General features: G+C 49.1%; 17 protein-coding genes. All 17 read left to right on the top strand.

Annotated elements, in window-relative coordinates:
* Positions 1–144 precede the first annotated feature (144 nt).
* The 17 genes from RF679_RS15745 to RF679_RS15665 all read left to right on the top strand — a co-directional run bounded on the left by RF679_RS15745 (position 145) and on the right by RF679_RS15665 (position 11,177).
* On the top strand, positions 145–1,116 hold the full coding sequence (locus tag RF679_RS15745; RefSeq protein WP_309481579.1) for a M14 family metallopeptidase: 972 nt from the start codon (positions 145–147) through the stop codon (positions 1,114–1,116).
* Between the two features lie 161 nt (positions 1,117–1,277).
* Complete coding sequence (locus tag RF679_RS15740; protein ID WP_309481578.1) at positions 1,278–1,658, top strand: hypothetical protein; 381 nt, start codon at positions 1,278–1,280, stop codon at positions 1,656–1,658.
* 99 nt (positions 1,659–1,757) lie between these two features.
* The gene (locus tag RF679_RS15735; RefSeq protein WP_309481577.1) at positions 1,758–2,177 is read left to right on the top strand and encodes a hypothetical protein; all 420 of its coding nucleotides are present in this window, start codon (positions 1,758–1,760) and stop codon (positions 2,175–2,177) included.
* Positions 2,178–2,731: 554 nt separating this feature from the next.
* Complete coding sequence (locus RF679_RS18940; protein WP_373921786.1) at positions 2,732–2,806, top strand: hypothetical protein; 75 nt, start codon at positions 2,732–2,734, stop codon at positions 2,804–2,806.
* Positions 2,807–2,986: 180 nt separating this feature from the next.
* Positions 2,987–3,571 (top strand): zinc ribbon domain-containing protein, encoded by a 585-nt coding sequence (locus RF679_RS15725; protein ID WP_309481576.1) that lies wholly within the window; start codon positions 2,987–2,989, stop codon positions 3,569–3,571.
* Between the two features lie 58 nt (positions 3,572–3,629).
* Positions 3,630–4,643: a transposase gene (locus RF679_RS15720; RefSeq protein WP_309481575.1), complete on the top strand. Its 1,014-nt coding sequence runs from the start codon at positions 3,630–3,632 to the stop codon at positions 4,641–4,643.
* Positions 4,644–5,279: 636 nt separating this feature from the next.
* Complete coding sequence (locus tag RF679_RS15715) at positions 5,280–5,771, top strand: hypothetical protein (protein ID WP_309481574.1); 492 nt, start codon at positions 5,280–5,282, stop codon at positions 5,769–5,771.
* Positions 5,772–5,935: 164 nt separating this feature from the next.
* The gene (locus tag RF679_RS15710; protein ID WP_309481573.1) at positions 5,936–6,220 is read left to right on the top strand and encodes a hypothetical protein; all 285 of its coding nucleotides are present in this window, start codon (positions 5,936–5,938) and stop codon (positions 6,218–6,220) included.
* 194 nt (positions 6,221–6,414) lie between these two features.
* Positions 6,415–6,801, top strand: a complete 387-nt coding sequence (locus tag RF679_RS15705) for a hypothetical protein (protein WP_309481572.1) — start codon at positions 6,415–6,417, stop codon at positions 6,799–6,801.
* A gap of 90 nt (positions 6,802–6,891) precedes the next feature.
* On the top strand, positions 6,892–7,254 hold the full coding sequence (locus tag RF679_RS15700; RefSeq protein WP_309481571.1) for a hypothetical protein: 363 nt from the start codon (positions 6,892–6,894) through the stop codon (positions 7,252–7,254).
* 143 nt (positions 7,255–7,397) lie between these two features.
* Positions 7,398–7,670: a hypothetical protein gene (locus tag RF679_RS15695; RefSeq protein WP_309481570.1), complete on the top strand. Its 273-nt coding sequence runs from the start codon at positions 7,398–7,400 to the stop codon at positions 7,668–7,670.
* Positions 7,671–7,844: 174 nt separating this feature from the next.
* A complete protein-coding gene (locus tag RF679_RS15690) occupies positions 7,845–8,285 on the top strand; it encodes a GNAT family N-acetyltransferase (protein ID WP_309481569.1) in 441 nt (146 codons plus the stop codon).
* 285 nt (positions 8,286–8,570) lie between these two features.
* Positions 8,571–8,735, top strand: a complete 165-nt coding sequence (locus RF679_RS15685; RefSeq protein WP_309481568.1) for a hypothetical protein — start codon at positions 8,571–8,573, stop codon at positions 8,733–8,735.
* An 89-nt stretch (positions 8,736–8,824) separates the two neighbouring features.
* A complete protein-coding gene (locus RF679_RS15680; protein ID WP_309481567.1) occupies positions 8,825–9,169 on the top strand; it encodes a hypothetical protein in 345 nt (114 codons plus the stop codon).
* 95 nt (positions 9,170–9,264) lie between these two features.
* Complete coding sequence (locus tag RF679_RS15675; RefSeq protein ID WP_309481566.1) at positions 9,265–10,008, top strand: metallophosphoesterase family protein; 744 nt, start codon at positions 9,265–9,267, stop codon at positions 10,006–10,008.
* A 142-nt stretch (positions 10,009–10,150) separates the two neighbouring features.
* Complete coding sequence (locus RF679_RS15670) at positions 10,151–10,459, top strand: hypothetical protein (protein WP_309481565.1); 309 nt, start codon at positions 10,151–10,153, stop codon at positions 10,457–10,459.
* Between the two features lie 184 nt (positions 10,460–10,643).
* On the top strand, positions 10,644–11,177 hold the full coding sequence (locus RF679_RS15665; protein WP_309481564.1) for a hypothetical protein: 534 nt from the start codon (positions 10,644–10,646) through the stop codon (positions 11,175–11,177).
* Positions 11,178–11,179 lie beyond the last annotated feature (2 nt).

Raw genomic sequence — 11,179 nt, 5'->3', positions numbered from 1 at the left:
TTTTGCTACAGTGCACCATGTGATTGAATGGCACTCAGCAAGAGCGGCTGAACCTGCGTGGTATTATCTTCGAATTCGCTGCGTTTGCCTTTGTTAATCTTGCAAATAATGCGGCTTTTTTGAACGAGTTTCGACGAGTTAGCGATGTCCACCACAATCACCCCCGCCTCTTTGCAATTCCAATGCACTCAATTCACAGCCCTGCAAGCGGGCCCCAAGGTCTTGATCACGGGGGCAGTGCATGGGGACGAAACCTGCGGCACCGTCGCCATCCGCCGTATCATCGCCGAATTAAGCGAGGGCACATTGGTGCTACAACGCGGACATGTGAGTTTTGTCCCGGTGACCAATGTGAAGGCTTACGCCCAACGCACGCGCTTTGGTGATCGCAATCTCAATCGACTCCTGCAACCCGTCACCGAAGTCAAAGAATTTGAAGATCAAGTTGCGAACTGGCTCTGCCCGTTGATGGCGCAACACGAAGTGCTGCTCGACTTGCATTCATTCCGCGATGCCGGCCAAGCCTTCGCCATGATGGGCCCTGAAAACAATGAAGGACCGATCGAACCCTTTCGCCATGCGCGTGCCGAAGAAGCCTTTGCCTTATGCCTCGGTGTGCAACGCTATGTCGATGGTTGGCTCAGCACGTACAGCAGTTGGTTAAGCCGCCAAGGCAAAAACGACGACTGGAAATTCGGCGTCGGCACCACCGAATACATGCGTTCGATTGGCGGCTACGCACTCACCTTAGAATGCGGCTCACACCGCGACCCACAAGCCCCTGAAGTCGCGTACCGCGCCATCCGCAACGCCTTACACCATCTCGGCCTGCTCAATTACGAGCACGCGACCGATCTCAGCCAAGCCAGAGCCCAAGCAGAAATGCTGAGCCTCTACCACGTGGTCGACCGCCTCCACGAAAACGACCAATTCTGCCGCGACTGGCGCAGTTTTGATGCCTTGAAAGCAGGCGACCACATCGGCACCCGTGCTGATGGTAGTGCAGTGTTAGCCGACATTGACGGCTACATCGTCTTCCCCGATACACATGCCGCAGTGGGAAGTGAATGGTTTTATTTGGCGCGGCGGACGGATCGTTTGCAGCGTGATCGTTGATTGTGTCGTGAGGAAGTTGGTGACCTCACAGATTGTGTTGCCTAAATTGTTTGCGTAGAATGCAAATTTTGGATGACGCATCTCTCGGAAATTTTAATACGTGCTCCTTTGCCGGTTTTTTCGTGTGATGTCAGTGTTGATGCAGTTCTTAAGGGGATGTTATGGTCGGTGTTAGCATTGTGAACCATACCGACATTGAGGTCTATATCAAAGATGGAGAAATACAACCCATCCTACAAATTTTGGTAGACCATTTTGGTGTATTTAGTTTTGACTCTAAATTGGGTGACGGCATTAGTTTGTATGTGACTGAGAATATTAAACTTATCTTTACTGAGAAAGTTGAAGATGATTTTTTAAGCGTTTTGCTTAAAAATGCTGATGATTGGAAATCAAGCGCTGAGTTTGCTAGATTTTTATCTGGCCGTATCGTTAATCTGATTAGATGCGATCCTGGCATAGATTTCCCAAATGTGAATCCATACTCTGAAGTTTTTCTTGAGGTAGACAATGGGAAAGAAACACTCATTGATTGGTGCTAACAGGATGGTCGATCGGACTGGCCATGATGTGGTTCAGTATTTATTAATCGTGGGCGCGGCCATCCGCTCACCGTTGCGTTAAGCCTCATGAATCGCGAAGTGCACCTGAATAGAGTCGTTCCTAGCGATGGATATCTTCTCGTCGTTCTTACACGGGATGCTCCACCGAAGGTCACCTCAATCGAAGAAGTCCCAGAGGCAATGATTCAGGTCGACGACTCGAACCTGAATGATGCTGGTCTTGGAGATTGGCTCGGCTTCTATGATTGGCTACGGAACAGATCCAAGACGGTGATTGGCGTTCGAATTTGGCTTGATGAAGACAATGCTCACATCTCAGCGATCGGAGAATGCATGAACGCTGTGGTGCCGATAGTCGGAAGGGAGCTATCCATTTTCTTCGGTGCAGATCGCGAGTTCGATAAGTCCTTGTCCGATGATCAAGACTTCGGTGGCAATAAGCTCTTTGTGGGGGCGAGCATGTATGCCCTCACGTTCAATGCCCCGGTAGCTCGATGAAGACGAAACTCTTACGCCGCAGATATGTCGCGAGGCCTAACCCCTCCTATATGGACTCCCCCAAAGTACAAGAAATTAATCAATAGTTTTAGCACATGGAATAATCCTGCAGTCGTATATCCGGCATCTAATGTGGAATCTATTGTGTTCCGTGCCGACATGGAATCTGCGTGATCATTGCGCCACTCGCTACAAGCGGCAGGCGTGAAGCTGCCGGAAGAGTTATCGGCGTTCAATGATCTGGTTGCGTTCCGTTGTGCCATGATGGGTGATTAATCTCTACGCAAAGGCTGGTGGGAAATCTTGCTCTCAATTCTTAACTGTTGATTTAGGCTGGCAATGCATACGAAGTCCTTTCTAATTTTTTATTCATGCGTTGCACGGTTCCGTAGTCCTCGCCGTCACGCAACGTTGCATAACAAATGCGGGCAAGTTTGTTGGCTAGTGCGCAGGCCGCTTTGTTGTGATTAGTTCGACCTTGCACTTTCAGTGCCCAGCTTCGTAGATTGTCTAAGTGTTAGCTTGAACGCTTTACGCTGCATGGGCAAAAAAAAGTGGATACTCAATGGCACCTGTACTGCCTCGTGCATAACATCGAGAAATTAGCGCATCACCGATATGCGATGTGAGCGAAGAGGTCGAGAAGAAAGCACAAATCGCCCCTATGCTTGCCTCAGACAGACGATTTATGGCACATTGCTGCTTATGAAATTAAATTTTACTAATCTTGTGAAGAATTCAGAGACGCCAGCACATGTGTTGCTTAGTTTTTGGGTTTTTATACAGCTTCGTTAGGCGCTGGAGGAACAATGATCGCGCTCGTAGTCCCGCTATTCGTACTGTCGGCGGCTGGCCTTGCGGTCGCTGCCGTGTCTCACGTGGCTGCCTGGCTAGGCGTCGTTCCATTCAGCAATGCAACCTTTGAGGTCGTTACGGGCGGGATGGGCATCACGTTCCTTGCAGCCACGTTCTTGATCATCCGGGTCGGACAGGCAACCGGCGAAGCGCAGGCCTTTAAGTTTCTGCTCACTCAAGCTGTCTGGTGGGTCCGGGCGTTGGTAATTGGGCTGTTTGTCTACATGCTCGTTATAGCAATTGCAGCGTCCGGAACGGGCTCAAACTCTTACGTCGTAGGCGAGGTTATTAGCGCAGCCAAGCTCCGGACATTTTCAGCAGCATGGCTGGCTCTGTACGGCATCGGGTTTGCCGTTTCACTTACAATCCGCGGCAAGCCTGCGCTGCTGTTGGGCAGGAAGTGCCCTGCAGGTCACCCGGTACGTGCCTCGGACCAGTTCTGCGCCACGTGTGGCGCGCCAGCGGTCAATTCTCAGGCCAGGAATCAGCAGACACCCACTCCAAAAAGCAATAAATTATTATTTTTTCTTGCTTTTTAATCACTACTCACCTAAGCTAAAGCCAATGCTTTTTCTTCTCAAACGAAAGAGGTGGCAAATGCCGATGGCGCGTAGTCGTTATGTCTCGCTCGAAGCAACACCGTACTATCACTGCATAGGGCGTTGTGTTCGTCGCGCTTTCTTGTGGGGTAAAGATCATTTCTCTGGGCGTGATTTCTCCCATCGTAAAGCTTGGGTGGTTGAACGCTTGGCTGAGTTGTCGGAAGTGTTCTCAATGTCGGTTTGCGCTTATGCAGTGATGTCCAACCATTACCATGTCGTGCTGCATGTCGATCGCGAACGTGCGGAGCAAATGAGTCAAACCGAAGTGCTGGCACGCTGGGCTCGTTTGTTTAATTTGCCCTACATTCTTGATCAGCTCATGCAAGGCAAACATCAGGATGCCGCGACAGGGCGCGTTGCGGATGAGTTGGTCGAACAATTACGCGCTCGCTTGTACGACATTTCTTGGTTCATGCGCTGTTTGAATGAATCGATCGCACGCCGCGCGAATGCAGAAGATCAATGCACTGGCCGGTTTTGGGAAGGTCGTTTTAAGAGCCAAGCCATCTTAGATGAAGCTGGTTTGCTCGCCTGTTGCGCCTATGTTGATCTCAATCCGATACGTGCAGGCATTGCCGATCTTCCTGAGAATTCAGATTACACCTCCATTCAACAGCGCTTGCGAGATCTCAAAAAGCCCAAGACAAAACAGCAGCAATCAACAACATCCGCAACTCTCGCAAAACAGAACAAAATCCCGCTCCATCCTTTCGGAAATACCATGAGCGTTGCACCAGCTCATGGCCTACCATGCACCGTGCGTGATTACATCGAGCTGGTCGATTGGGCGGCGCGTATCGTACGCAGTGACAAAAAACATGCAATGTCGCAACGAGTTCCTCCGATCTTGAATCGCCTTGGTTTTACCCCAGAAGAATTTATCAAGACCACACGCGCAAAAGCGATGACGCGTGGTACAGCGATCGCACAGGTGGAGCGCCTACGTGCCTATGCTGGCCACCTAAAGAAACGCTGTGTGGTTGGCGTTGCGATACCGGTTTGCACCTGAAGCTGTCGGCACTTGCATTTGTTCATTGATTGATCTCGAACCCAAAAATGTGATCAGGAGAATTGAAATTTTTCTCTAAGTGCGATGCACAGGACGTATAAACCAATAAGGCCGTTGGTATTGATTGAATTTTGTGTGAAAATGCTGACATAAGCGAGATGAGCACTCGCTTATTTTTTGTCGTGCATTTGAAATGGGTGTCCACGGTTTCGACGGTTTCGCATCCACGGTTTCGCATAATCCATCAAGCGGTATAGAGCCGTATTTTGGTTATACACTCTTGCTACAAACTTCAGTCAGAGGGCAAAGTTTTGCTGTGTTTAGTCCTGCGCATGCAAGCGATATTGCGGAATACATTGAGGCAACTAATAGGCCATCGCCAGCTAATTCAAAATGGTCAATGGTAAATCGATTGCCCAAATGGGTTAAGCTAGAAAAAAATCGTCAGGCAGTTTTGCACGCACTTAATAAACTACAAAACCAATTGGCAGCTGGGGTTTAGCAAGTCGCACAAGTGCCGCGCACTAGGTGCGCTGGACAGTTTTTTAGGCCGCAGTTGTGTGGTTTTGTTGCGCAAGGGTTTTCGAAAGAGTCAATTTACACATTACAGTTGAGTTTAGCGTTTGGAGGCGGAGCATGGAGTTGTGGCAGCGACGTGGAATTGGAATCCTCAGCATTGGCGGCGGCGCGATTGGTGTCGCTGCGGGTTTGCAATTAATTCTTTCTCGGAGCAACCCGATTGAGTGGATTTTCTGCTTGGCATTCATTGCCATCTATGCGTGGGGCGTTTGGTCTGGTACCAAATTCCTAGAGGGCGATGATCGGGCGTTGAGGCCCTTGCTCAAATATTGGGCTCTCCAGGTGCCAACGTTCGGCTCACCGATACTTGGTTACCTCCTCGCAAGCGGATTCAACGCTACGGTAACCTACCAGTTCTGGCCATCGAGAATCAGCGGCAATATGATGCTTGGGAGTTCCTTCAATTATTCGCTTATGCAAGAAGGCACGCCATGGAGCATCGGCGTCAATCTGTTCGCACTTGTCGTCACGGTCTGGCTGTATCGCGTGTTTGGCGGACTTGCCCCTGACAATTCGCCCAAGCAGACAGCTCAATCGCTTTGCGATTGATTCCACCTTAGCGTTCGCGGTAGACGGCATGCCCCTATGGAATATATACGACTAAAGCCAAGTAGTGAGTTGCCAAAATTTGTGCATCTCTATCCTTTCATTGCTGCTTAGAATAACTTGACGTCTCTCGCCAGTCACCCTCCAAACCGATTTTAGATTTCCCCATGAAGCTATCCGAATATCTCATCGTCTTTTCATTTAGAAACGATACCAAGACGGATGTGCATCTTTACTTGGAAATGAATCCGGAGGAGGTGATCTTGGGCCCCGGTCACGTAATCGACTTGCTTGCCAAACCAACGGATGATCTTCTGCCTATCACAGTGGATTACGTTGAGGGCGGCATTCAAATACACGCATGTCGCGAATTCGATCCTGACTGGCATGTGAGATTCAAGGGGAAATTAATAAAAGCCGGCTACCCAACGCGGCTCGAAGATTATGAGTAAATCTTCTGTGATAGTGGCTGCACCTAGCCCAATGGGTCTTTCCACCAAAACGCCAATACAGGTTGAGTGTTCGGCGATTTCATGGCACGTAGATTTGTGCTTCGGTGTCGCCAAATCTAAAGGTCATATCTATGCTCCAGCCTTCAATTAGAGCAGCTAGCTGGTGTGCAGCGCGATGTGTGCGGCACTACGTGATGACGCATCACATCACTTATGAAGCGCTCTCTTTGTTTTGCGACCATCTGGAGAGTCTTGCGTCGGCGGTTTCTTTGCCTCATTGGGAAGATCAAAGTACCACCCTAGAAATTACGGGTCTTGGAGATCCGCTTTCTGAATCACTCTGCGGCGATTCCAAGTTGCTTGCTTTGGTTGATGCCGCGAGAGAAGTGTCGGCTTCACAGTTCTGGACAGCGTGGAAACCAGAGGAAGTGCAGAATTGGTTGATGCGATGTGCACTATTGGCAGGCTTAAGTCCTGCTGTGGTTTTGGCAAATGCAATACGATTACAGCATGCAGGTAGCGACGGTTGGGGAACGGTTGTATCTAAAGATGACCTCAGTTCTTGGGCTTTCAATGTCTAGTAATTCAATCGAATTTATGCTTTGCTTCGGTAAACATCGGATGTCGCTATGCGATGCGTTTCAATTTAAGCGCTCTCTGTTTTTATTAGCATGTCAGACTTTCAAAACGTGATATTTGCACTTGCCTCTGAGGCGCATATACAAGAAGCGCTTTTCCCAAATGTCGCGGCGAAAGGTGATGAGCTTGTACTTGAGTTCGATGAGTGGCGCAACAAAGTAGATATGGTGAGTTTTACTCAACTTCAACTGGCTACCATTCAACAACTCGATGCCTATATTTTGTCGCACTCAGGAGAAGCTTTTGCTGAGCTCTATCTTGATACTCAACATCTGTATTCAAGTGATTATTGGATAAAAGTGAGAGAGCTTGCGCAACAAGTGATCGAGGCATTTGGTTGGGTCTACCAGATACCAATCCCATGGCGTGCAATTTATATCGGGGAAGACACATAATATGGCGTTTGCAATGTCTTACACGGGACCACTTCCAAAGTTACCAACAAATCAGCTTTTTAACTCCACCTTAGGCTAAACTGGCAGTTCGAAATGTGCAGCTTTTTTTAAAAAACCATAATTCAACTGACAGGCGGTCATAAATGGAAGCAAACATCGCAATAGGTTTAACGTTGTTAGTTGCCCTCGTTGTGTATTTAAAGACCAAAAAATCTCGCTTGTCTCTGCTGATTGCTAGCATGGTGATGCCTGCATTTATTTTATATGCAGAGTTTTTTATGGCTTATCAAGGTGGTGGGGCATCGATGTGGCCAATCGCTCTTTTTGTCGGTAGCTGTATTGGCTTCGCAGTAGCGCTTGTTGGAGTTGGTTTGGGAATGTTTATTCAAAAAATTGTCGACAACGAAAAAGCCTAGCAAAGCCGTCATGCTTTGTTCTGCTTTGCTTCACACGAGAGTCATTAGGACGGTTTCCGGTGCAGGTATGAATGAGCTAACGAATACAAAAAACGGATCGCGGTGGAATGGGTTCGAGATTTTTCAACACTATTTTTATCTTGTGCGCGCAGCGCAATTCAATGTTAGGCCATCATGACATTTTCCCTTATACCATGTGATCGGGACGGCACACCCATCGAGCTTGTCTCTGATTTGCCGGAGGCACTCGCTGCGAATTGTCGAGCTACTTCTGATCTCTACCGACGCGTCGGCTTTGAGCCGCCGTGGATAGGCTACATTGCAGTTGTGAACGGACGAGGAGTTGGTGGCGGAGCATTCGTTGGCGCGCCCACGGACGGCTTCGTGGAGATTGCGTACTTCACTCTTGAGGAGGAACAAGGGCAGGGGTACGCGACACAAACTGCGGCATCGCTGATGGAACTCGCTCGCGCAACAAATCCACGCATTGGAATTAAAGCGTTTACACTGAAGGAAGAGAATCCATCCACGAGGATTCTCAAGGGGCTTGGCTTTTCCATTATCGGGTTGGCAGAAGATGCTGATGCGGGTGAGGTATGGGAGTGGCGTGCTTAACGATGGCATGCAGTGATGGGAAATGAATGGTTTTATTCGGCACAACGGACGGAGCGCTGATAGCTGAACTGCATGAATTTTGATGCAGTAAAACTTTAGAAAATGCTTGATTGTGTTGTGAAATTGAGTTGCGTAGAATGCCAGTTTTTAGTGACGCATTTCTCGAAAATTTTAATACGTCTTCTTTGGCGATTTTTTTGAGGATGATATGCTCAATGTTTTGCGTCAGCGTCTTTTGTTAAGCGTCATTTTGTTGTCTGTATCTAGTTAGCCATTTTCGAATCGATGCCGAAACAAGAAAAATACTTCGCGAAAGTTGAGGAGTTCAAAGTACGATTCCGGTTGCTTGCGACGGAAGAAATCCGCCGACGGCAAAGTCAAGGTTCCTTGGTCAAAGAGGCTGCGGTGGCTTATCGCGAAATTTTGAAAGAGCGTGGAGATTTATCTTGAGTTTCAAATTCACGGCGTCGTTTTCGGCTTACCTTCAGCTCCAGCGGAAGCCTACCGGCGCCGCTGAGCACGCACGTTAGGAGTCATTCATGGGCCTTTTCGGCTTCGGCAAAAAATCTCAGCCAGTTGACCGTTATGCGGGAAAACCATTTCTCAAACTCGTCGACTCATTCGTATTGAAAGCCATCGGTGAGCTAGATCCATCGCAAGAAGCACTTCTTGTGCAAATGACACCCAGGTTTCAAGAAGCGTATGCCTGCTCTGGGTCGTGGGAAGAAATCGTTATTTCACAACTTCAATTCCCTCCCAATATTCGCGAGTCTGTCCAATCCATGTGGACCAAAAACCAAGCTATCGCAAAACAAAATGGCGTCACGCTGGCACCCATGCAGTTCGTCGAAATGTTTGTCGCCAACAATGTCACTGCCGCCTAGCATTCCGGTCAAGGCCACTATAGCCTTCGGCTTCCGCTGGATGTCCCGCAAGCGGGCCACCCCTTACCTTCAACGTTAAGAGTCACATATCCACTATGCGCGTCGCACTACTCTCTGATATCCACGGAAACCTTCCAGCCCTTGAAGCTGTTGCTGCTGACATCCGCCTCCGCGGAGTAGACGAAGTTGTTTGCTTGGGAGATAACATTTCCGGCCCACTGTTGCCACTCGAGACGGCACAGTTCCTGATGGATTCCGGCTGGAAGGTCTTGGCAGGGAACCATGAACGCCAAGTGCTTGCGTACGACAGCCGCGGAGGCGGGGCATCCGACGCTTACGCTCGCTCGCAGTTGACCGACTCCGAGCTTCAGTGGATGCGGTCTCTCACGCATACCGCCACCGTTCATAGCGACATCTTCGTCTGCCATGGCACGCCGCGCAGCGACTGCGAGCACTTCCTCGAAACACCACGAGACGGGCTGCTTTCGCTGGCGCAGCGCGGGGATGTACTAGACCGACTCGGGCTGGTCCAGGCGTCATTGGTGGCCTGTGGTCATAGCCACGTGCCAAGGTCAGTCCGACTGACGTCGGGTCAACTCATCGTCAACCCTGGCAGTGTCGGGCTGCAGGCATACGCCGATGACCACCCAGAACCATACGTCATGCAACGCGGTACTCCCGACGCACACTATGCAATCGCTGAGCGGTCAGCAGGTGGATGGATTGCCGCTCACTTTGCCGTTCGCTACAACGTCAAAGTTGTTGCCGACCTGGCACGACGCGCCGGGCAGAAGGACTGGGAAAGCGCACTTCTGCGTGGATACCTTAGTGATGCCTAACGAGTCGTTTAACCGGAGCGCCAATGGCTGACCAGATTGTTTGCAGACGCTCACTGTCAATCCTGTACCTCGCGGGCAAGGCTTCCACCCGTCGTCGCTCAGCTAACTCTGCGTTAGCCCGATCATTAGGAGTCTGAAAAAAATGAATACCAAATCCCGCGCCGTTTCATTTCTTCTGTTCGGCGAAGTATTGATAGGAGTTTGCCTTGCAGTGCTATTCCTGACAGATAAGTTCCTAGCGCCAGGGCCGGACACAATGTTCACCGGACTTATTCTTCTGAGCGTGTTCGCTTTAGCCGGGCTGACATTGATTGGTGTTCCGCCGCTCGTTTGGTTTGCTGCACGAACTTTGTTCGCAACCAGAGAATCGCGGACGGCACTTTCGATCGGCGTCATCGTTGTTGGAATTTGTCTCTGGTCTGTGGTTGCAGCTTGGATTGTGTTTGTGTAGAACTGATGATGCAGCGGGACATACTAACAGCGCCAATGTGCGATGACACGGTGCTTGAACTCAACGACCCTGATCATTTGAATTCACAAGATACGAAATCAAGAAGATAAATGTTTTAATGGATCTCCAATGGCTTCCGTCAACTGAAGAAAAACCTACTCCAACAAGAAAGAGATAAAACAAAATGAAGTTTTTGCCCTACGAAAAGATCAAAATAAAATCACATTTAAGCAGTGCGGAAGTGCTTCAAAGATTAGATAAAGTCATTGAGCCACGACGTTACTTTAGATTTTTAGAAAAAAGTAGTAAGCCTTATGAAGGCAAGATTGAAGGGGCGCGTTTTGATGCTTCGCGCATTCTTCAATATCGAAATCCTTTTCGACCAAAAATAGTCGGTGATGTTCAAGTCGAATCGCAAGGCTGTACGATAAATCTGACGATGCGACCAGACGCTTGGGTCATCGCGTTTATGGTTCTTTTTCTGGGCAGTATCGCGATCTCTTTCTTGGCGGCGCTCGTACCTGTCATGACATCACTCGGGGAGATTGGTACTGAAAAGCGGCTGTCCTTATTGTCTTCACTCGCCATGCTTACGCTACTCCACATATTCTTTCTGGCTTTATTTAAGTTTGAGTCTGCCAAATCGAAGGACTTTTTTCAGGATTTACTGAATGCAGAGAATGTTGAAGAAATAGGTTTTTCGCAGCAAGGAATCTAGCA

The sequence above is a fragment of the Undibacterium cyanobacteriorum genome (assembly GCF_031326225.1).
Classification (GTDB): domain Bacteria; phylum Pseudomonadota; class Gammaproteobacteria; order Burkholderiales; family Burkholderiaceae_D; genus Undibacterium; species Undibacterium cyanobacteriorum.
This window is presented reverse-complemented; position numbering and strand designations above follow the sequence as displayed.